Origin of the sequence: Massilia sp. CFBP9012, assembly GCF_034045115.1 — a bacterium.
Classification (GTDB): Bacteria; Pseudomonadota; Gammaproteobacteria; order Burkholderiales; family Burkholderiaceae_D; genus Telluria.
Genome location: NZ_JAXCWM010000010.1, coordinates 135990 through 157976, shown reverse-complemented (window position 1 = coordinate 157976; position 21987 = coordinate 135990). Strand labels below are relative to the sequence as shown.

Annotated in this window: 17 protein-coding genes; 6 read left to right on the top strand and 11 right to left on the bottom strand. The window is 66.0% G+C overall.

Features of this window, described 5'->3' with window-relative positions; genetic code table 11:
* Positions 1 to 49 precede the first annotated feature (49 nt).
* Positions 50 to 583: a hypothetical protein gene (locus SOM61_RS17820; RefSeq protein ID WP_320475325.1), complete on the bottom strand. Its 534-nt coding sequence runs from the start codon at positions 581 to 583 to the stop codon at positions 50 to 52.
* A 181-nt stretch (positions 584 to 764) separates the two neighbouring features.
* Between SOM61_RS17820 and SOM61_RS17815 the strand changes: the two genes are divergently transcribed.
* The 4 genes from SOM61_RS17815 (at position 765) to SOM61_RS17800 (ending at position 3155) form a co-directional block, all read left to right on the top strand.
* Positions 765 to 1610 carry a PEP-CTERM sorting domain-containing protein gene (locus SOM61_RS17815; protein WP_320475324.1) on the top strand — a complete coding sequence of 282 codons (846 nt, stop codon included), beginning with the start codon at positions 765 to 767 and terminating at the stop codon, positions 1608 to 1610.
* A gap of 54 nt (positions 1611 to 1664) precedes the next feature.
* Entirely contained in the window at positions 1665 to 2027 is a 363-nt protein-coding gene (locus SOM61_RS17810) for a hypothetical protein (RefSeq protein WP_320475323.1), read from the top strand.
* A 1-nt stretch (position 2028) separates the two neighbouring features.
* Positions 2029 to 2535, top strand: a complete 507-nt coding sequence (locus SOM61_RS17805) for a host attachment protein (protein ID WP_320475322.1) — start codon at positions 2029 to 2031, stop codon at positions 2533 to 2535.
* Between the two features lie 77 nt (positions 2536 to 2612).
* Positions 2613 to 3155: a hypothetical protein gene (locus SOM61_RS17800; protein WP_320475321.1), complete on the top strand. Its 543-nt coding sequence runs from the start codon at positions 2613 to 2615 to the stop codon at positions 3153 to 3155.
* A 250-nt stretch (positions 3156 to 3405) separates the two neighbouring features.
* Here SOM61_RS17800 and SOM61_RS17795 read toward each other — a convergent pair whose 3' ends face one another.
* The 5 genes from SOM61_RS17795 to SOM61_RS17775 all read right to left on the bottom strand — a co-directional run bounded on the left by SOM61_RS17795 (position 3406) and on the right by SOM61_RS17775 (position 9593).
* Positions 3406 to 6705 carry a DEAD/DEAH box helicase gene (locus SOM61_RS17795; protein ID WP_320475320.1) on the bottom strand — a complete coding sequence of 1100 codons (3300 nt, stop codon included), beginning with the start codon at positions 6703 to 6705 and terminating at the stop codon, positions 3406 to 3408.
* 53 nt (positions 6706 to 6758) lie between these two features.
* Complete coding sequence (locus tag SOM61_RS17790) at positions 6759 to 7172, bottom strand: YgiW/YdeI family stress tolerance OB fold protein (RefSeq protein ID WP_320475319.1); 414 nt, start codon at positions 7170 to 7172, stop codon at positions 6759 to 6761.
* 99 nt (positions 7173 to 7271) lie between these two features.
* Positions 7272 to 8633 carry an ATP-binding protein gene (locus SOM61_RS17785; protein WP_320475318.1) on the bottom strand — a complete coding sequence of 454 codons (1362 nt, stop codon included), beginning with the start codon at positions 8631 to 8633 and terminating at the stop codon, positions 7272 to 7274.
* Entirely contained in the window at positions 8623 to 9288 is a 666-nt protein-coding gene (locus SOM61_RS17780) for a response regulator transcription factor (protein WP_320475317.1), read from the bottom strand. The genes SOM61_RS17785 and SOM61_RS17780 overlap by 11 nt, the downstream gene beginning before the upstream one ends.
* Positions 9289 to 9383: 95 nt before the next feature.
* Positions 9384 to 9593, bottom strand: coding sequence for a hypervirulence associated TUDOR domain-containing protein (locus tag SOM61_RS17775; protein WP_320475316.1), 210 nt, complete (start codon positions 9591 to 9593; stop codon positions 9384 to 9386).
* Positions 9594 to 9808: 215 nt separating this feature from the next.
* Here SOM61_RS17775 and SOM61_RS17770 point away from each other — a divergent pair, with 215 nt between their 5' ends.
* Positions 9809 to 11053 (top strand): DUF819 family protein, encoded by a 1245-nt coding sequence (locus SOM61_RS17770; protein WP_320475315.1) that lies wholly within the window; start codon positions 9809 to 9811, stop codon positions 11051 to 11053.
* A 39-nt stretch (positions 11054 to 11092) separates the two neighbouring features.
* On the opposite strand, the gene SOM61_RS17765 is transcribed toward SOM61_RS17770, so the two are convergent.
* Positions 11093 to 12610 carry a BCCT family transporter gene (locus tag SOM61_RS17765; protein WP_320475314.1) on the bottom strand — a complete coding sequence of 506 codons (1518 nt, stop codon included), beginning with the start codon at positions 12608 to 12610 and terminating at the stop codon, positions 11093 to 11095.
* 239 nt (positions 12611 to 12849) lie between these two features.
* Here SOM61_RS17765 and SOM61_RS17760 point away from each other — a divergent pair, with 239 nt between their 5' ends.
* Positions 12850 to 13806, top strand: a complete 957-nt coding sequence (locus SOM61_RS17760) for a helix-turn-helix domain-containing protein (RefSeq protein WP_320475313.1) — start codon at positions 12850 to 12852, stop codon at positions 13804 to 13806.
* Here the strand turns inward: SOM61_RS17760 and SOM61_RS17755 are convergent.
* The 4 genes from SOM61_RS17755 to SOM61_RS17740 form a co-directional block, all read right to left on the bottom strand.
* On the bottom strand, positions 13793 to 15097 hold the full coding sequence (locus SOM61_RS17755; RefSeq protein ID WP_320475312.1) for an MFS transporter: 1305 nt from the start codon (positions 15095 to 15097) through the stop codon (positions 13793 to 13795). The two genes, SOM61_RS17760 and SOM61_RS17755, sit on opposite strands and share 14 nt — an antisense overlap.
* Entirely contained in the window at positions 15094 to 17496 is a 2403-nt protein-coding gene (locus tag SOM61_RS17750) for a family 20 glycosylhydrolase (protein WP_320475311.1), read from the bottom strand. The genes SOM61_RS17755 and SOM61_RS17750 overlap by 4 nt, the downstream gene beginning before the upstream one ends.
* A gap of 50 nt (positions 17497 to 17546) precedes the next feature.
* Positions 17547 to 20192, bottom strand: a complete 2646-nt coding sequence (locus SOM61_RS17745) for a TonB-dependent receptor (RefSeq protein WP_320475310.1) — start codon at positions 20190 to 20192, stop codon at positions 17547 to 17549.
* Between the two features lie 251 nt (positions 20193 to 20443).
* Complete coding sequence (locus SOM61_RS17740; RefSeq protein ID WP_320475309.1) at positions 20444 to 21823, bottom strand: HD-GYP domain-containing protein; 1380 nt, start codon at positions 21821 to 21823, stop codon at positions 20444 to 20446.
* Positions 21824 to 21987: the final 164 nt, after the last annotated feature.

The window sequence follows — 21987 nt, the reverse complement described above, 5'->3', positions numbered from 1 at the left end:
TGATCCGGGCGGCAGTAGCGCCCCGGAAGTTTATCCCTGTTCGTTATCCCTATACGCGGTTCAGGACGAATTCGGCACGCGGCTTGGCGTGACGCTCCAGGCGATAGGTCAGGGTCTTGCCATCCTCGCTCAGGGTGACGGTCCAGACATTCGTTTCCGCGCCCGGCACGAGGTCGGCGGTGTACTTGTCGGCCAGGAAAGCCTGGGAGCGCGCGCTGCCGCCCTCCTTCGCCATGCCGCCGTACATCGTGACCTTGTGTGGCTTGCCGTCGGGGTAGCGGTGATCGTGGCGCAGTTCCAGCCCGGCTTGCGGCCGGGTGAAGATCCAGGTGCGCGAACGGTCTTCGCCGACCTGCACCGGCATGCGGACGTCCGCCGCGCTGCAATTGACCTGGGTCGAGATCTTCTTGCCGGCGAATTCATTGTTCGGGTCGACCGCGTACGATTGCGCGCCTTCGAAGCGCTGGCCGCACATGCCTTGCAAGGTGGTCATGAACGCGTCGCGCGGGTCGGCTGGCGACGGGGTAGCGGCGCAGCCGGCAATCAGGGTGGTCACGGCAAGGATCGGCAGGATAGCTTTCATGGGGTTCCAGGTTGTTATTGGACGAATAGCAAGAGTAGCATGCCGGCATCTGCGCAAATCGCTCTTGCTTTCTCGCTTATATTCTTTGCACACTTGCACTCCTGCATTCAAGATAGGCCTGCACATGCCCTTTTCCGTTCTCCCGCGCTTCATGAGCGCCCTTCTCTTCGCCATCTCCGCAATGAGCCTATCCACATCGTCCAGCGCCACCACCATCCTTTTCGTCGGCAACAGCTTCACCTATGGCGCCGGCGCCCCGACGGTGCATGACTTCCGTCCGCACACGGTCACTGACCTCAACGGCACGAAGATCGGCGGCGTGCCGGCGCTGTTCAAGGCGATGACGGAGCAGGCGGGACTGGACTACGAGGTCAGCCTGGAGACGGAAGGCGGCGCCGGCCTCGACTTCCACTACAAGCACCGCCACGCCACCATCGTGAAACCATGGGATATCGTGCTGCTGCAAGGCTATAGCACGCTGGATCAGGATGTTCCCGGCGATCCGGCCAAGCTGATCCATTACAGCGGCCTGCTGGCCCAGGCATTCCACAAGCAGAATCCGCAGGTCGACGTCCGCCTGAGCGCGACCTGGTCGCGCGCCGACCAGACCTGGCTGGCAAGCGGCGCCTGGTACGGCAAGCCGATCCGGCAGATGGCACTGGACGTGCGGCGCGGCCATGACGCGGCCCATGCCGCTTCCCACCTTATCAACGGCGTGATTCCGGTTGGCGAAGCATGGAACCGCGCGATCGCCAGCGGCGTGGCCGCCGCCAATCCCTATCACGGCATACCGGCCGGTCAGGTCAATCTATGGGGAGATGACGCGTATCATGGCAGCGTGTATGGCTATTATCTGGAGGCGCTGACCATCTTCGGCAGCGTGACCGGACGCGATCCGCGCTCGCTCGGCGCCGGCGATGCGATCGCACGCGAGATCGGCATCGACGCGCGGACCGCCGCCGCCCTGCAGGGCATCGCTGCAAAACAGCTGGCTTCTGAAAAAGTCCTCGAACCGGCCTTGCCCTGACGCGGGTAACCCAGGCACAAAAAGAAAACGCCACCTTGACGGTGGCGTTTTCTTTTGCGGGACCAACATGCGTTAGCCGAAGATGAAATACAGAATAACGAGCACGACAGCAGGAATACCCAGCAGCCAGCCAATGAAATACTTACCCATGATGAACTCCTCTCAGATGCTTATTGTCGATGGGTTCATGATGCCGGGCACGAGCAGCATGGTCAGTTAGGTACTGCACATCCAAAGGAAATTGATTTCGCCCTTGTTTCAAATGCGCAAGACGCGCACGCCAGAGACGGCGGTGCGCCGGGCATTTTCATGCAGGGCTATACTGAATCATCACTTGTCGCCATGCAGAAGTCCTGGCTCAACATTATCGGGACGATGTTGCGGGCGATTTCATCACACCATTTTTACAGGGGGTAATATGCCAACAACCTGGACGATCGCAGCCAATGCCGGCCGTGCACGCATCTTTTCCAACGCCGATAACGCGGCATCCTTGAAAGAGGTCGAAGACCTGGTCAATCCGTCCGCACAACAGCGCGTGCTGGACATCGTCACTGACAAGATGAGCCCGCATTCCGCGCAGAATAGCGGCCACAATATCGGCGGCGGACAAGGTGGCGGATTCCAGCATGCCGCGCCTGCCGGCGCACAGGGCAGCGATTACCAGCCGGCCGTCACGCCGATCGAACACGAGACCCAGAAATTCGCCAAAGATGTGTCGAACTACCTGCAGCAGGCACACCAGGCCGGCCGCTTCCAGCAGCTGGTGATCTCGGCCTCGCCCGAGTTCCTGGGCGTTCTGCGCACGCAAATCGACCCGCAACTCAAATCGCTGATCAAGCGCGAAGTCAACAAGGACTACACGCATTCGAACGGCCAGGAACTGCGTGCGCAACTGGATGCGCACCAGGATAAGTCAGCGTAAATCCTTTACCGCCAGGCCTGTCCACCGGCGGGCCTGGCCTGGTTGCCCGCCATCATTACCTGCGGTACGCTTGCCGCATGCACATTAGCGAACAACCCACCCACACCCTCGAACTACGCGTGCGCGAACTGCAGCAGCTGTTCAACTCGCTCGACCCGGCGCCTTTCCTGAACAAGGACCTCGACCACGCCTGCGAGGCGTATATCGAGAATTGGGCGCTGTCGCTGCCGCCGGCCAGCCTCCTGCACCTGAACATCCACGTCGCGCAGCTGCCACCGGCAGGACAGGCCGGCGACATGGTCGCCGACGCGATCCACAACTACTATGGCTACAAGGTGGAACTGGTGCGCGGCGAACTGACGCAGCTGCTGCGCCAGGGCCGGATCAGCCTGGCGATCGGCGTGGCTTTCGTCGTCAGCTGCCTGTTGCTGGCGGCAGCCATCGAGACGTTTTCCAGCGGCCACTTCGCCAGGATCGCGCGTGAAAGCCTGACCATCATCGGCTGGGTGGCGATGTGGCGGCCGGCCCAGATCTTCCTGTACGACTGGTGGCCGCTGACGGGCCGCATCAAGGTGTTCGAGAACCTGCGCTTCGCGCGCGTCAGCGTGGTGCAGGACTAGGGTTTATTTTATTGAGGGTGCAGGATCAGCAAAGTGTTTTTCACGTTAGTACCGCGACCTCACCACGTCATTCTGCGAAGACGGGAATCTCAGTCTCATGCTTCACTGCCGCCCTTCCACGGAGTGGCTGCGCTACGAACTTGGATTCTCGCCTGCGCGGGAAGTCATTTTTGCCAGTGGCAAGAATGACGGGCTGAGGCTGCGGGACTGATGTACAAACGGACGCTATGACGCCAGATTCAGTCAGACCCTAGGCGTCCTTTGCCGGTGGCGCCAGCGAAAAGATGGCGCGCAAGTCATCCGCCTGCAGTCCCGGCGCCAGCTCGGTTTCTCCTTCGTTGACCAGCACCGCATTCGCCAGCTCGCCCTTGCGGCGCTGCATCTCCTGGATTTTTTCTTCCAGCGTGCCGCGCGCGATCAGCTTGTAGACGAACACCGGCTGCTGCTGGCCGATGCGCCAGGCGCGGTCGGTGGCCTGGTTTTCGCTGGCCGGGTTCCACCAGGGATCGTAATGGATGACGGTGTCGGCCGCCGTCAGGTTGAGTCCCACGCCGCCTGCCTTCAGGCTGATCAGGAATACCCCCACCTGCCCCTGCTGGAAGGCGGCGACCGGGGCGGCGCGATCGAGGGTGCTGCCGGTGAGCTCGACGAAATCGGTGCCGCGTTCGCGCAATGCCGCGCCGACCAGCGCCAGCATGCTGGTGAACTGCGAGAACACCAGCACCTTGCGGCCTTCGCTGGTCAGGGTGTCGAGCAACTCCATCAGCGTATCGAGCTTGGCCGAGCCGGTCGCGCTCGATGGCTCGATCAGGCGTGGATCGCAGCACACCTGGCGCAGCTTGAGCAGGGCCTCGAGGATCACGATGTGGCTGCGCGCCAGGCCCTTGCGGTCGATCTCGGCCCGCACCTTGCGGTCCATCGCCACCCGCACCGTCTCGTACAGGTCGCGCTGCGCGCTGCCCAACTCGACCGGCAGCACGATCTCGGTCTTGGGCGGCAGTTCGGTCGCCACCTTGTCCTTGGTCCGCCGCAGCATGAAGGGTTTGACGCGGCGCGCCAGGAAGTCCTTGCGCTGCACGTCGCCCCCCAGCTCGATCGGCTTGCGGTAATCGGCCTTGAAGGATTTTTCGTCGCCCAGCAGGCCCGGCATCAGGAAGTTGAACTGCGACCAAAGTTCGCCCAGGTGGTTCTGCACCGGCGTGCCTGTCAGGCACAGGCGATGACGGGCATCGAGCAGGCGCGCGGTCTGCGCGGCCTTGGTACGGCTGTTCTTGATGTACTGCGCCTCATCCAGGATCAGCAGGTGGTAGCGGTGCAGGCGCAGCGCGTCTTCGTCGCGGCCCAGCAAGGCATAGGTGGTCAGCACCAGGTCGTGCTCGCCGATGGCGTCGAACTGCGCGGCGCGCTCCTTGCCGTGCAGGAGCAGCACGCGCAGGCCGGGCGCGAAGCGCGCGGCTTCGGCCTGCCAGTTCGGCATCAGGCTGGTCGGCGCCACGACCAGGGCCGGCGCGTCGAGCCGCCCCGCCTCTTTCTCGAACAGGATGTGGGCCAGGGTCTGGACGGTTTTTCCCAGTCCCATGTCGTCGGCCAGGATGCCGCCGAAGCCGTATTCGCGCAGGAACTGCAACCAGGCCAGGCCGCCCAGCTGGTAGGGCCGCAAGGATGCCTGCAATCCCGCCGGCGGCGCGACGGCCTGGATGCCGCCGAAGCTGTCGAGCTTGCGGCCCAGTTCGCGCAGGCGCTCGCCGCCGATCCAGCGCAGCCGCGCGGCGCGCTCCAGTTCGGCCAGGCGCGCGGCATCCATGGCCGGCAGGCGCACCCCTTTGCCCAGGCGCTCGCCGAAATACAGCTCGCCCAGCGTGGCCAGGATCGGCTTGACGCGGCCCCAGGGCAGGGCGACGCGCTCATAGGTATCCAGCTCGACGATCAGCGCGTCCTCTTCAGCGCGCGCGGCCAGCGCGGGCGCGGCGAAATCGCGCGGCGCGGCGCGCACCATCTGCACCAGCAGCGGCAATAGCGCATGGCGCTCACCGCCGACGACGATGCCGAGCTCCAGCGAGAACCAGGCGTTGCCGCCCTCGCCTTCTTCGTCGAGTTCGGCGTACCAGTCGTCGACTTCGGCCAGGTCGTAGCGGTAGTTGCCATCGAAATCGATCTCCCATCCGGACGCACGCAGGCGTGGGATGTCACGACGCGTGAAGGCGACCCAGGCGGCCTCGTCGTTCAGTTGCAGCGCATCGGGCAAGTCGCCGAGAGGGGAGTCAGCAGGCGGCGCGCGGAAACCGAGATCGGCCAGCACGGCGGCGGCTGCGGCTTCGGCGGCGAAATCGCGCTCGATGAGCTGGACGACGCCATCCTCCACCGTGCGCAGGACCGGCTCGTTCACACGGTCCGTGCTGCAGCCGTCGTACTCGAAGTGAGGAATCGCGTAGTCATGCCAGGCCAGGTCCCGGCCGCGGTCGGTATATACGCTGTCCAGGAGCAGGCAGGGGGTGGGGGCGATGTCGCTGCGGCGCCGCGTCTCGATTGCCTGTGGCAGCGGCACGAAACGGTCCAGCCCAAGATCGGCAAGGCGCAAGGCCATGCCGGCGCGTTGCTCGGAGTGCAGCGCGGGCGACTCGGCCGCCACGCTCACCAACAAGGCCGGAGGAAATGCCGCGAGCGACGGCGGCAAGGCCAGCTCGCCGAGCATGTCATCCTCGAGGTAGTACGGAGGGTCGGTCGGCAGCACCGCATCTGGCGCGCCGGCATCGTCGAACTGCCAGCCCAATGTCACGGCGTCGCCGAATTGTTCGGCGGAGCGCCAGCACAGGCTCGCCTGGCGCCGCGGCCCGGGCCGCATGAGATAGACCTTTCCCCGCCGCATGTCGTCGTCCGACCAGCCAAACAGCAGCCTTCCCTCGCTACACAAGCGTCCGAGTAACTGCGCGCCGATCGGCCCCGATAGTGCGGCGCCGCTGGCGACCACCCGGCCCGCCTTCAACGCCACGAATAGCCGCAGGAATTCCTCTTCGCCAGGCAATGCCGGGGAGCCGATCATTGCATGAATATCGTTGATCGGTAGGGTGGTGGAAATATCGCCGTTCTTGCGCCGGCGCGCGAGGCGCACGTGCAGACGCGGGGCGCCCGTGGCCGGGTCGGGCGCCAGCACCCAGGCCAGGTTCGACTCGGAGGCGCCGCAGGAAGATGCGCCCACAGCGGCCGGCAAGCTCGCCAGCTGCTGCAGCCAGCGCTCGGACAGCGCGGCTACCGCTTGCGGCGACCTGGCAGCCGCCACCGCATCCAGGTCTGCCAGCAGCACGGCAACCACATGCTTGCAGTTATAGCTCATGGGACAGCTGCAACTGCCTTGGAAGCCGATACCGCCACGCTCGGCGCGGAAACGGATGGTCTGGCGGTACAGCTCGCTGCCACTGCCGCTGACTTCGCCAACGAGGCGGTCGCCGTCGCGGCGCGCCGCCCGCACCATGCCTTTGCGCGCGTAGTCTTCCCCGCGCTGCAGGGTGCCGGCATCGAAGCCGTGTTTCAGGTCGGCGTGGTCGTAGTACATGGGCGGCGTGGCATGGCGGTCAAACTGCCATTATCGCCCATGCCGCCCGCTTCTTAATTGCTCACGACCTTGATCTGCTCGACGTCCACCTTCGATTCGCCGAACATCTCCTTGTCGAACTCGCCGGTCAGCTCGACCGTGGTGTTGTGGTCGACCTTCATGCCCTGCGGGAAGCGGTCGGCGTCGATCTCGACGGTGATCTTGCCGCTGGCGTCGGTGAACTCGTAGTCCTCGTCGCCCTTGTGGCTGGTCAGCTTGCCTTTCAGGCGCACGTACTGGTCGTCCTTGCCCTTGGCCAGCAGGTCTTTCGCCGTCATCAGCGGGGCGCCGGACGGGCCGGCGTAGCCCGAGACCGGCTTGATGTCGACAGCCGCGCCGGGCGGCGCATCGGCGATATTCTGTGCAACGGCGACGGCCGAACCGGCGAGCAGTGCGGCGATGCAGGAGATCTGGAAAATACGTTTCATGGTCGGTCCTTTGTCTTGGTCTGTCGGGATTTGCCTGCACTTGTTGGCAGGCACAGGCGCATTACACCGGCCGGACATTAAACCGATCTTAAGACACCATCAGGCGGGAAGGTCCAGCGTCACCCCCAGCCCACGCCCATCGATCCCTGGCCCGAACGCCAGCGCAATGCCATGCAGATCAGCGATGCGCTTGACGATCGACAGCCCAAGCCCGCTGCCCTGCTGCCCCTGCCCCAGCACCCGAAAGAAACGCTCGGTCAGGCGCTGGCGGCTCTCGGCATCGACACCGGGGCCGTCGTCGCGCACGACGATGCGTGCATGACCGGCCTGCCGCACGGCCGCGATCTCGATCCGGCTGCCGTCCGGGCAATAGCGCAGCGCATTGTCGACCAGGTTGCGCAGCACGATCTCGAGCATCTGCGGGTCGGCCTGCACCTCGTGCAGCTCACAGCGCAGCGCCAGCGCGATGCCGCGCGCGGCCGCCTCCTGCGCATGCATGGCGGCCACGCGCTCGAACAGCGGCGGTAGCAGGGCCGGCTGGCGCACCAGCTGCTCGCGCGCCAGCGGATCCAGGCGCGCCAGCGTCAAGAGGCTGTCGACCAGCGCCGTCAGGCGCGCGATGTCCTGGCGCAGCTTCTGGAATGGCGCGGCCAGCTCGGGATGCTGGCGCTGCAGCAGCTGCACGTGCATATGCAGGCCCGCCAGCGGCGTGCGCAGCTCGTGGGCGGCGTCGGCGGTGAAGCGGCGCTCGGCCTGCAGGGCAGCGTCCAGCCGTCCCAGCACGCCATTCAATGCCTGCACGATCGGCAGCACCTCGCGCGCCTGGCCCGCGGTCGGCACCTGGGCCAGGTCGTCGGGCGTCTTGGCCGCGATGCTGGCGGCGGTGCGGCGCAAAGGCTTCAAGACACGGCCGGTCAGGACCCAGCACACCAGCGCCAGCAGCAGCAGGAAGCCCAGCACGGGCAGCCACAGCGAATCGGCCAGCTCTTCCAGGATGTCGTACCGCTTATCGACCTGCTGGCCGACCTGCACCTCGAAGTTGCGGGCCTCGTCGCGCACCACGAAAACGCGCCAGCGCTCGCCATTCGCCAGCGCCTCGGCGAAACCGTGGTCGTCGTTGAAGTTGGACACATAGGGCCGCAGCGGCGCGTCGCCGGTACGCTGGATCACGCGGCCGTCGACCACGATCTGGTATTGCATGTCGACCTTGCGGCCATGTTCACCACTCGCCCCCGCCTGCGGCAGCAGGCCGCGTTCGTTCCAGTCGGTCGTCGCCGCCATGATCATATAGCCCGACTCCTCCAGCGCGTCGTCGAACACCTCATTGGTTTCCTGCCAGGCGATGACGGTGACGATGCCCAGGCTCGCCAGCCACAGCACGGTGCTGGCGGAAACGATGACGGCCAGCAGGCGGCGCCGCAGCGACCATGGCGCTTCCTTGTCGTTTGTTTTACTCGCCATCGTTCTTCAGCCGATAGCCCAAGCCGCGCACTGTCACGATGCTGTCGCCGCCGAGCTTCTTGCGCAGGTTGTGGATGTACACCTCGATGGCATTGCTTTCCACCTCGTCGCCCCAGCCATACAGGGCTTCCTCGATCTGGGCGCGGGTGACGATGGAGTTCTTCCGGAGCAGCAGCGCGTACAGCACGTTGTACTCGCGCGCGGTCAGCGCGACCGGCTGGCCGGCCAGGGTCGCCACCTTGGTGTCGAGGTTCAGGGCGATGTCGGCGTGGCGCAGCTCATTGCTCACCTGGTTGGCGCCGCGCCGCACGGCGGCGCGGATGCGGGCCGACATCTCTTCGAGCTCGAAGGGCTTGACCAGGTAGTCGTCGGCGCCCAGGTCCAGTCCCTCGACCCGGTCGGCCAGCGCATTGAAGGCGGTGATCAGGATCACCGGCACGCCGTTGCCGGCCTTGCGCAGCCGGGCCAGCAGGTCGTCGCCGGACAGGCCGGGCAGCCCGCGGTCGAGCAGCACGCAGTCGTAATGGTGGGTCTTGAGGGCGGTGTCGGCGGAATCGCCGCGCTGGACCCAGTCCACCGCGTGCTGGTCAAGGCGCAGCCAGGCCTGGATGGTTTCGCCCAGGGAGATATCGTCTTCGACCAACAGGATGCGCATGCGGAAGTCCGGCAACAGGGGAACGCCAGTATGGCGTAAACAACCCGCCGCCGAGCATGCCGCGCGAAGGTGAAGCGAATCTTAAGCGTAGTCCATCAAGCCTTCTTCAGCGATCCTGGCTTGTGCGCCGCCTCGGCGCCGGTCTTGTCGCTGGTCACCAGGTATTCCGGGTTGTCCTTCGATGCCGCCACGTGATGGCTCTTGATGTCGGTGGGCGCGGTCAGCTTTTTCCTGACCTTGCCCGTGACCGTGCCTTGCGACGACTTCCACTGCACCTTGTCGCCTGCCTTGAATGCTTGCGTCATGCCGCACCTCCGAAGTGACTGGATGAAGCGGCATTTCACCATACATCCAAAGCCCGCACGCGACGTCAGCGGGACAAACCGGCGACAGGCCCGGCGAAGCGGGCAAGATATTTTGATGCGGTAAAGACATGATTTTCAAGACAAAAAATGTAGAATGCGCCGTCCGCCCCCGTCGAGACGGGACAGCCATCTTCCTCCTTCACCTGGACCCACGAATGCAGAATGCTTCCCCGCTGGTCACCAACGATGCCGTCGTCCTCGGCATGCTGGCCGTCATCCTCGGCGCCGTCTTCTGGAGCGCTTCCCGCAAATCCGGTTTCTGGCACAAGTTCTATACCTATGTGCCGGCCCTGCTGCTGTGCTACCTGATCCCGGCGCTGCTCAACACGGCCGGCATCATCGATGGCAACGCCTCCTCCCTGTATCCGGTGGCGCGCGACTACCTGCTGCCGACCGCGCTGGTGCTGCTGTGCGTGGCGATCGACTTCGGCGCCGTGCTGCGGCTCGGTCCCAAGGCCGTCATCATGTTCCTCACCGGGACCGCCGGCGTGATGCTCGGCGCCATCGTGTCCTTCGTCGCGATGGGCTTCATCCATCCCGAGACCGTGGCCGGCGACACCTGGCGCGGCATGACCACCGTGGCCGGTTCCTGGATCGGCGGCGGCGCCAACCAGGCGGCGATGAAGGAGGTGTTCGAGGTCGAAGCCACCCTGTTCGGCCAGTTCGTCGCGGTCGACGTGCTGGTCGCCAACGTCTGGATGGCGGTGCTGCTGTTCCTGGCCAGCCGCGCCCAGGCGTTCGACCGCTGGACCGGCGCCGACGTTTCGGCCATCAACGCGCTCAAGGAAAAGATCGAGCATTACCAGGCCGAGCATGCGCGCATTCCGACGTTGACCGACGTGATGGTGGTGCTGGCCGTGGGCCTGGGCGCGACCGGCCTGTCGCATGCGCTGACCGGCCCCACAGTCGCCTGGATCGCCAGCCTGCCGGCCGAATGGCGCTTGCAGGACTACAGCCTGACCTCGAGCTTCTTCTGGATCGTGGTGTATGCCACGACCTTCGGCCTGTTGCTCAGTTTTACGCGGGCGCGCAAGCTGGAAGGCGCGGGCGCCTCGACGATCGGCTCGGCCATGCTGTACATCCTGGTGGCGACCATCGGCATGCACATGGACCTGAACGCCCTGCTCGACCGCCCATGGCTGTTCCTGCTGGGCCTGATCTGGATCGCGGTGCACGGCGGCCTGATGCTGCTGGTGGCCAAGCTGATCCGCGCCCCCCTGTTCTTCATGGCAGTGGGCTCGCAGGCCAATATCGGCGGCGCCGCCTCGGCGCCCGTGATCGCCAGCGCCTTCCATCCGGCGCTGGCGCCGGTCGGGGTACTGCTGGCGGTGATCGGCTACGCGCTGGGCACCTACTGCGCCTACATCACCGGCCTGCTGCTGCGCGCGCTGGCCTCCTGAGTTCTCGCGCGCCCCGTCCAGGGGCGCGCTTCACTTCACTTACTTCTCGACCATCTGGCGCATGCGGCGGCGCAGTTCGCGCTCGCGCTTCTCGTGCGCCGCCCAGTCCTCGCAGACGCCGCGGTAGAGCGCGACCATCATCAGGATGATCACCAGCGAGAACGGCACCGCGAACACGATGGTGGCCGTCTGCAGCGCCTTCAGGCCGCCCGCCAACAGCAGGCTGATCGCCATGCCGGCGATCAGGCCGCCCCACATCAGCTTGGACTTCGTGGACGGGTTCGGGTTGCCGCCGCTGCTCATCATGCCCAGCACCAGCACCGCCGAGTCGCCCGAGGTGACGAAGAACACCAGCACCAGCACCGTGGCCACGGCCGACATGACCAGGCCCAGCGGCAGGGCGTCGAACAGCGCGAACAGCGCGGTCGAGGTGTCGGCGCGCACCGCGTCCGAGATCGGGACCTGCTGCCAGATCTCCATGTGCAGCGCGGTGCCGCCGAAGATCGAGAACCACAGGAAGGCGGCCAGGGTCGGCGCCAGCATGGTGCCGATAATGAATTCGCGGATCGTGCGGCCGCGCGAAACGCGCGCGATGAACAGGCCCACGAACGGCGACCACGAGATCCACCAGGCCCAGTAGAAGATGGTCCAGCTGCCGACCCAGTTGCTGTCGCGGAAAGGGGTAGCGCGCAGGCTCATGCGCACGAACTCGGTCACGTAGCTGCCCAGGGTGCTGGTGAAGGTGTCGATGATCGCCACCGTCGGGCCGACCAGGAACACCACCAGCGCCAGTACACCGGCCATGGTCATGTTGATGTTCGAGAGGATCTTGACGCCGCGTGTCACGCCGCTGATCGCCGAGCCCAGGAACAGGGCGGTGGCGACCAGGATGATGCCGATCTGCGAGGCCTCGCCGATCGCGAGCCCGAACACCTTGTTCATGCCGCTGTTGATCTGCATGGCGCCAAGGCCGAGCGAAGCGGCCACGCCGAAGGCGGTGGCCACCACCGCCAGGCCGTTGAACAGGCCGCCCAGGCGCTTGATGATCGGCCAGGGCAAGGCCCCGGTCGCGGTGCTGACCAGGGCATCGCCGCCGCGCCGGTACTGGAAGAAGGCGATCGCCAGCGCCACTGCGCTGTAGACGGCCCATGGATGGATGCCCCAGTGGAAGAAGGTGTAGCGCATCGCCACGCCCGCCGCTTCCGGGGTGGAAGACACGGTGCCGGGCGGCGCATCGATATAGTGCGAGATCGGTTCGGCCACGCCGAAGAACACGAGGCCGATGCCCATGCCGGCGGCGAACAGCATCGAGAACCAGCTGCCGATCGAGAACTCGGGTTCGTCGTCCTCGTCGCCCAGCTTGAGGTTGCCGTAACGGCTGAACGCCATGAACAGGGCGAATACGACCAGGCCCAGCACGACCCAGAGGTAGAACCAGCCGAGATTGCGCGTGACGGATGCGAGGACGGTGTCGAACACCGCACCCATGCTGTCAGGGGCGATCACACCCCACAAAACGATGGCAAGGATGAATCCCGCCGAGAGTACCGTCTGCATAATTTCTCCGTAAACAGTAACGCGCTATCGCGTCCACGGTCAGATGTTGTCAATTCATCATTGTAAGTGACTTATTACAATGTCGCAGCGCTGCAGACGTCTCTCGTGCGCGACAGGTCCATCCATGTCGTGCGAGACGCTTACCCGAGCTGTCTTGACTGTTGCTCCCGCAACACATAGCGCCCCACGCGGACAGGTTTGGACGCATAATCGATTCAAATTTGTAAACACATTATGCGATGGTTCGTCAATCCAGCCCCATTTCCCATGCCGTGGCGCCCCCGCGGGTTGTATCGCGCGCCATCGCGCGCGATTCGCGCCTGTACGAGGTGATGGACCTGATGCTCGATTCGGTCGGCGACCCGCTGGCCCTGGGCAGCCTGGCCGCCTCGGCAAGCTATTCGAGCTACCACTTCGACCGCATCTTCCGCGAACTCACCGGCTTCTCGGCGGTCGAGTACCAGCGCAAGCGCCGCCTGCGCCGCGCCGCCCACCTGCTGCGCCACGAGCCGGACGTGCCGGTCGGGCGCATCGCCCAGGATTGCGGCTTTCCGTCCAATGCGGCCTTCTCCAAGGCCTTCCGCCAGCAGTTCGCGATGTCGGCCAAGGAATGGCGCGACGGCGGCTGGCGCGCCTATATGGACGCCCAAGTCGGGCGCGAGAGCGACGTCAGTTTCTTTGTGGCCGAACCGAGCAACCTGGCAGCATTGCAGGCGCCCTACTGTCCGCCCGAACCGGGCAGCGTCGCGGGCCGCGTCACGGTGCGCAGCCTGCCCGCCGTGAACCTGCGCTACCAGCGCTTCTTCGGCCAGTCGGGCGCCGCCCTGTCGCTGGCCTGCAATGCCTTCATCTGCGAGCGCGAACGCACGGGCCTCGCGCACGGCGCATCCTGGTATGGGGTGTTCGACGAGGATCCCGGCTTCACGGGCGAACGCGAATACTGCTACGACTTCGGCTTGGGCGCCGAGGCGCCGGACGACGATCCAACGCTCGGCCTGCGCGTGCTGCCGGCCGGCAGCTACGCCTGCCTCGATTTCGACGGCGACTGGCCGCGCTTCCGTGCGATGTACGAGGACTGGCTCGAGCGCCAGGCCGTATGGCGGCTGGACGCCACCCGCCCGCACATCCAGAAGGTCGAGCGCGACGGCGCCGGCGGCTGGCGCGGCTGGCTGGCCCTGCCCGTCAAGAAGCGCTAGGCGCGGATGTCGGCGCGGGCTGCAGCTTCATGAAGCGGCTCAGCACCAGCACCGGCACGCTGGCCAGCAGCACCCACAGGAAGAAGTCGCGGTAGCCCAGCGCCTGCTGGATGTCGCCGCTGATCGTGCGAAACAATACAAAGCCCAGCTGCATGAAGCCGGTGCCCAGCGCATAGTGGGCCGCCTGGTAGCGGCCGCTGGCCACCACCTGCATGATGAACAGGATCACGCCGACGAAGCCGAAGCCGTAGCCGAACATCTCGATGCCCAGCAGGCCGACGATCAACGGCATCGACTCGGGCTGGGCATGGCTCAGGTACCAGAAGGCGGCGTTCGGCAGGTTCATCGCCAGGATCAGGATAGGCAGCGCGCGCTTGAGGCTCAACCAGGCCGTGAAATAGCCGCCGGCGATGCTGCCCACCAAAAAGGCGGCGGTGCCGACCGTGCCGTAGGCCCAGCCTACTTCGGCCGTGGTGAGCCCCAGGCCGCCGACCTCGCGCGCATCGCGCAGGAAGAGCGGGCCGATCGACTGGATCTGCCCTTCGCCGGCGCGGAACAGGATGATGAACAGGATCGCCAGCCAGATGCCGGGCTTGGCGAAGAAGGTCCTGATCACGTCGACCAGCGTGGCCCCGATGGCGCCCAGGCTGCGCGCCGCGCCGCGCACCTTGGGCGTGGCCGGCAGGGCGCGCACATGGTACAGCCCGAGCAGCGCCATCAGGCCGCCCAGCAGCAGGAATACCGTGGTCCAGGCGGCCTCGATGCCGAAGCGCTGTTCCAGCGCCCCGGCCAGGATCAGGAGACCGCCCAGCGAGATGAACTTGGCGGCATTGAAGAAGGCGCCCTGCCAGCCGGCATAGGCGGCCTGTTCGCGCGCATCGAGGCTGGCGATATAGATGCCGTCGGCGACGATGTCGTGGGTGCTCGAGGCCAGCGAGACGATCGCCAGCAGCGCGATGCACAGCGCGAACCACATGGGCAGCTGCAGCGCCAGCGCCACCAGCGCCAGGCAGGCGCCGCCGATCAGCTGGCAGGCGACCACCGCCAGGCGCCGGCTGGGCGCGAGCTCCATGAACGGGCTCCATAGCGCCTTGAAGGCCCAGGCCAGGCCCAATAAACCGGTCCAGCGCGCGATCTGGTCATTCGGCACGCCCATACTCTTGAGCATCTGGCCCGCCACCAGCGCCACCGCGTAGAACGGCAAGCCCTGGGCCAGGTACAGGGTCGGGACCCAGGACAGCGGATGGCGGCGTTCGATCTTGGCGACAGGAGCGTCGTTCATCGCGGTCATGGCAATTCCAGGTTCAGGGTGACGATGCGGCTGGCGCGGCCACGGGTGTCGACGCTGGCCAGCTTCACGCTGCGGCTGCCGGCGAGCGGCACCGGCGCCGTGTAGCGTGGGCTGTGGGCGCCGGGCTCGCTGCCATCCAGAGTGTAATGCACGGCCAGGCCCGGCAGGGCGATATTCGCATGCAGCCGGCCCTCCTCGATCACCGCGCCGGGCGGCGGCAGGCGGTAGGCCCAGGGCTGCGGCTGGCGGTCCAGGCGCGGCAGCTCGCGCTGGCCGAGGCGGTTGGCGAATTCGTTCCAGTCGGCGGCCAGTTCCTCGGGATGCTTCCAGCCCGGATCCGCGCTCCAGGCCCGTTCGGCCAGGCCGATCAGGCGCGGCAGCGCCAGGTACTCGACCCGCTCGCGCGAACGCGCATTCTCGCCCCACAACTGCCCTTGCAGACCCTTGACGCGTTGGCGTCCGCCGGCGTCGAGCGGGGCCAGCGCCGCTATTTGCGCAAGGGTCGGCGCACGGCCCATTGCGTCATGCTGAGGCAGCAGCGGCGTATCGAGGGGAACCATGCCGAAGGGTTCACGGGTATCGACGAAGCCGGCCCAGTAATAGCCCGGTTCCTGCGGATGCTTGGCGTAGGCGAAGTCGAAGTACAGGCTGGCGGCGCTGGACAGCACCACTTCGTGGCCGGCATTGGCCAGGCGGTTGGCGCAGTCTTCCTGGCCCGAACCCCAGCCGTTGTTCCAGACGTAGACGTCTGACTCCTGCCCTGTGCCGTTCGAGGTCAGCGCGGTCTCTTCCCAGCCGCTGAAGGCGATGCCGTGGCGCGCCAGGATCGCGCGGCAGCGCGCCTGGAAGTCATCGCGCAACTCGCGCGCCTCCAGCCAGCCGTGTGCGCGCATGCGCGCCTGGCAGGCCGGCGAGCCGAGCCAGGCGCCGAGCGGTACTTCGTCGCCGCCGGTGTGCAGCACGTGCAAGGGCGCGCCGGCCTGCCGATACAGCGCCGCGACCTCGGCGACCACGGTGTCGATGAAGCGGTCGACCGACGGCAGCGCGATGCACATCACATTGTCGTGCCACAGCTGCACCGATTCGTAGACCGAAGCATCATCCGGATCGCTCAGCAGGAATTCCCCGGCGCCGGCGACGTCGCCCGCCGCGCTCAATCGCGCATGGCGCACCCGCATCGCCTCGACCGCCGCGCGCGCGTGGCCCGGCATATTGAATTCGGGGATCACCTCGATGTGCAGGCGCTGCGCGTGGCGCAGGATGGCCACGAATTCGTCTGCCGTATAAAAGCCGCTGCCGCCGTGCGCAAGCGTGTCGGCGCCGGACCCGAACGATGGTGGCAGGCAGGGCGGCTCGCCCGGCTCGGACACGCCGCGCCGGGCGCCGACCTCGGTCAGCTCGGGCAGCGCGGCGATCGCCAGGCGCCAGCCTTCGTCGTCGGTCAGGTGGAAGTGGAAGCGGTTGAGTTTATAGCTCGCCATGCAGTCGAGCAGGCGCAGCACGGTGTCGAGGCTGGAAAAGTGGCGCGCCACGTCGAGCATCATGCCGCGGTAGGCGAAGCGCGGTGTGTCCACTACCCTGCCGCAAGGCAGCGTGCCGTCTGGCGCCAGGAGCTGGGCCAGGCTTTGCAGGCCATTGAACACGCCGTGCGCGCCGGCGCCGCGCACCAGGACGCGCTCGGGTGCGATCTCCAGTAGATAGGCTTCGGCTTCCATCGCGGGATCGGTCTCGAGCGCGATGGACGCTCCGCCTTCTGCCTCGGGCAGCGTGGCCAGGAGCGAGCGCAGGAATGCCGACTCGTTGTCGAGATGCGCGCCGCAGTGGAAAGGGGTCGAGCGTCGGAGCACACAGCTGCGCGAGTCAAAGCGCGCCATGCGCGGACGCGGCGTGATGCGGCCGACGGCGTCGTTGCCCAGTAGCGACAGCACCGCGTTCTGTTCGAATCGCCAGGCCGCATCGGCCGTCGGCAGCAAGTCGCCGCGCATGCGGTGGCGCTGCTCGGGCAGCACGAAGGGCGCGATCTCGGGGTCACCCAGGTCGAACGCCCTCCCCGCCGCATCCAGCAGATAGAAGCCCAGAGGCGCGTCGGTGATGCTGATCGCCCAGTGCAGCGATTCGTAGTCGATCGTGTGGGTCTGCCCGGGCAGCCAGGCGTCGCCGCGCGGCATGCGCAGGCTGAACAGATCGCCGTTCAGATGCGTGGCCTGGAAGCCGGCGCTGACCGTCTCGGGCAAGATCTTGCGGCAGGTGTTGAAGCACAGGGTCCAGCCTGACGCGATCGCGTCGCGGCCGTCGTTGCGCAGCGTGAGCCGCGCCGTGAACGCGTCGTCGCGCGTGAAGTTGGAGAGGCATTCCCAGGCGATCGCGATCGCCGGGCCGCCGTCTGGTCGGTACGTCATGGGATGTATTCCAGGTTGGGGAGGCGCACGCGGCGCCTCCCCTTGGTGACTTACAGCTTGCCGCGCAGGCCGAGGTAGAAGGTGCGGCCGTTCGAGTAGAAGGCGCGCGGCCGGTCCTCGTTTTCGGCGTACATCTTGATGGTCTCGTTGGTGAGGTTCAGCGCATCGAAGGTCAGCGTCAGTTTGTCCGTCAGCTTGACGTTGACCGAGGCCGCCAGCGACGGCATGTCGTCCACGTGCTGGCTGGCGCCGCGGTCCACGCCGGCCTTGTACTTGGAACGCCAGTTGTAGGCCAGGCGCGCCGAGAAGCGCTCGTTCTCGAAGTAACCGGTCACGTTATAGGTGTTCTTCGAGGAGTTGAGCAGCTCGCCGCCATCGTCCAGCTCACCGTCGGCATAGGTGTAGTTGACCAGCATGCCGAAGTTGTCCAGGAACGGCTGCTGCCAGCTCAGCTCCACGCCCTTGTTCTTGCCGCTGGTGTTGTAGGGCGACGTGATCAGGTAGTCGGTAAAGGTCTCGCGCTTGTTGTTGTAGTAGTTGCCGGTCGCCGTGCCCTGGGCTACGATCGAGCGCAGGTCCATGTAGAACAGGCCGGCCGACAGCAGCGCCTTCGGTGCGTAATACCACTCGGCGCCGATGTCGAAGTTGGTCGAGCGCACCGGGTCGAGGTTCACGTTGCCGCCGCTGCCGCTCAGCGCGTCGTCGTTGAGCGAGACCGAGCCGCCCAGCGCGCTGTAGTCGGGCCGCGCGATGGTCTTGGCCAGCGCGGTGCGCAGGGTCAGGTCGGGCGTCACGTTGTACTTCAGGTTGGCGCTCGGCAGGTAGTCGCGGTAGGTGCGCTCGAAGGTGGTCGGGGTGTAGGGACCGAAGGCCGAGCCGGTGATCGGCGTCGGGCCGCCCGGCAGGTTGACGATCGTGCGCTGGCGCGTCTCGATCGCGCGCAGGCCGATATTGCCGCTCCAGCCATCGCCGCCGAAGTCGACCATGCCGTACAGCGCCGTGGTCTTCTCGGCCACCTCGAACTCGTTCATCCAGTTATGGCGCAGCACGTAGTCCAGCAGGCGATTGCCGGGGATCGCGCCCCAGGCGCCGAGCGCCGCGCCGTCGTACTTGAAGTAAGGGAGCCCGCTGTAGCCGCCGATGTCGCTGCCGAAGTCGCCCGGGTACATCTGGCCGCTCCAGGCCGGCTGCGGATTGGTGAAGCCGACCGGGCCGGGACGGGTCTCGAGCGGATGCTCGGCGGTGCGCTTGTGGTCGGTCCAGCGCGCCCCGAAGCGCAGCGACTGGAAGGTCGGATTATCCAGGCGCAGCTCGCCGTCGAGCTGGGCGTATTCTTCCTTGTCCACCGACTGCGATTCGCCGCCGCCGGCCCAGGCGGTCGAGCCGGGCACGGCGGTGTTGCCGCCGGGGTAGCTGACCGAAGCGGGGGACAGGCCGTTCAGGGCGTAAGCCATGCCGCCATCGACGTTGTTCTGGTAATAGACGTCGTCACGGTCCCAGCCTACGCCGTGGGTCTTGCCGACCTTGCCCGACAGGCTGAAACGCTCGCTGACGCGCCACTTGCCGTTGAAGTCGAGGTACCACGATTCGCCGCCCGCATCCGGACGGTAAATATTGTCGACCTCGCCCGCATTGCGGGTGAATTCGGCGCCCACCAGGGTGCCGTTGCGCACCACCGGATTGATCGGAATCAGGCCCAGGCTGTTGATCGAGTTGGCCGGCGCCGCCAGCGAGTTGGTGTTCTGGTGCGGCGCTTCCAGTTTCGAATAGAAGCCGTTCAGGTCCAGGGTGAGGTCGCGGTTCGGCCGCACCTCGATGTCGAAGGCGCCGCCTTCGCGCTTCTTGGTCTGCTCGAACAGGGCCGCGCCGATGAAGGTCGGCACCACCACGCCGGCCAGCGCCGGGTTGGCGATGGCCGCCGCGCTGGTCGCGCTGATCGGGGTATAGCCCAGGATTTCCTGGCCGTCGCGGCGCACGCTGGCCTTCTCGGAGAAGCCCTGGATCAGGATGCCGGCGGTATTGCTGGCGTTCTTCCAGCTCACCAGGCCCGACAGGTGCGGTTCGGTCTTGCCGGACAAATCGTTGTAGTTGGCCTGCACCGAGCCCTCGACTGTCAGCTGCTGCTTGAAGTCGAGCGGACGGCGCGTGATGACGTTGATGGCGCCCGAGACGCCGCCTTCGACCAGGTCGGCGGTGGGGCTTTTCTGGACCACGATCGAGCTCACCAGCTCGGATGGCAGCAGCGAGAAACTGCTGGAGCGGCCGACGTTGCCGCCGATCTGGTTCAGCACGAACCAGTCGCCGGTGCTGATCGCATGGCCGTTGAACAGCGTCTGCTGCAGGCTGGGGCTGGTGCCGCGCAGGCTGACGCGGTCGTTCTCGCCGAAGCCGCCCTCGCCGCCGGCGGACGATTGCGTGTTCACGCCCGGCAGGCGCTGGATCGCATCGGCCACGTTTTTATCGGGCATCTTGCCGATGTCTTCGGCGGTCACGACCTCGACCACGGCGTCGGCGTTGCGCTTCTGACGCAGCGACTGTTCGAGGGCGGCGCGCACGCCGGTTACCACCACCGTCTGCGGTCCGGCGATGGGCGCCTCTTGTGCCAGCGCCTGCGCCTGCGCCATCGACATCGCCACCCCTGCCACCGCCGCCGCAATCGCGGTGCGCTGATACTGCCGTGCCACAAAATCGTTCATGTGCCTCTCCAAAACCAGGTTGGTCGTTCTACACACCCTTGCGGTCGCGATGCTTCTGGACGTTCGGGCGTCTCTGTTTATGCATCGCATTCTGGAGGCATCATGGACGCCATGTTTGTCAAATCTTGCTATCCAATCAGCGATTTTTCATCGGGATGACATCTGCATATGGCAAGCTGGAGACGCGCACACCCCTGCCTGCCCGCACCGGCAAGCGGGACGGGCAGTAGGAAATATGGCGTGAATGAAGATCAGGCTGCGGGAAACGGCACCTTGGCCATGGCGCGCTTGAGCGCGTCGAAGCAGGCCGGGTCGAGCGCGGTCCCGACCGTCTTTTCCATCATCTCCAGCGCCTGGGGAATCGGGATGGCGCCGCGGTAGGGACGCTCGGCGGTGATGGCGTCGAAAATATCGGCGGTGGTGATGATGCGGGTTTCCAGGCGAATTTCTTCGGCTGCCAGGCCGCGCGGATAGCCGCCGCCATCGAGCCGCTCGTGATGGGCGCCGGCGATCGCGGCCAGCTCGGAAAACGCCGCGATGCGGCCGAGGATGGTCTCGGTGAACTCGGCATGCTGACGCACTGCGTCCCATTCGGTGCGGTCGAGCGAGCCTGCCTTGTCGAGCACGCTGTTACTGACGCCGAGCTTGCCGACGTCGTGCAGCAGCGCACCACGCTTGAGCCAGCGGCGCCGCTGCGGCGACAGGCCGAGCGCTTCGCCGATCATGTCGGTATACAGCGCCACCCTGGTGCTGTGGCCGCTGGTATAGGGACTCTTGGCATCGACCACCTGGCCGAAGGCGGCGGCGATATCGTCCAGGTAGTCCTCGTCGAGTGCGACCTCGTGGCCGGCAGGCTCCAGCGCCAGGATGGCGCGGTCGATATCGGGGCTGGCCAGGACCTGCCAGAACGCATCGTCCTTGGCACAGGCTTCGAACGCCGCCACCAGGCGCGGATCGAACCAGGTGCCGGCCCGCGCGCCGGCTTCGCGCAGCGCCGCCGCGCGCCCGCCGGCGGTATGGAACACGTCGATCACCTGAGCCAGCAGGGCGATGCGCGCAATGACCGGGATGGATTCGCCAGCGAGCTGGGCCGGCTTGCCCTTGCCGTTGAAATGTTCGTCGAGCGAATAGATGCCTTGCGCCACGCCTTCGGGAAAACGCAGCAGGCGCGCGATGTCCGCGCCACGCTGGCAGCGCGTGGCGATCAGGCCCTGTGCGATCTCGGGACCGTCGCGCAGAATCGTCATCACACTGCGAAAGCGTTCCGTCAGCCCGGCCTTCAGCCCGGTGTGCTTGAGCACGAAGCCCAGCACCTGCGGCAGGCTGTCGCCCACGGTCTTGAAATCGCGCTTGAAGTCCAGGTCGTCGGTGAGATAGAGCTCGCAGATGCGGGCCGCGTTGCTGCTGCAGCCCAGATCCTTCAGCAACAGCGCGTAATACAGCTCCCACAACTGCGGCTCGGAAAGGCCGGCGGCGCGGCCGACGTGCATGCCGATCCAGCAACAACGCACGCAATGTCCCGCCGGCTGGCCCTCGGTGATGTCGAGCGCATAGCTCAACGCCCCGATCAGTTCGGAGAGTTTCATGGCGCTTGGCAGCAGGGTTTCCGAGGGCACGGCGAGCGGCTTCATTTTGATTCCGGTATGCAATAAGAGTGGATACTAAGCCATAAAAGTCGGCTTGCGCACGCCCGCCGCCAGAAATACCCTGCTATGCGGCAAGGACGCCACATCGTGCACCCGGCTTCGTGTCGGCGCGCTAGACTGTCTTTGACAATTGACGAAAATCGGTGGAT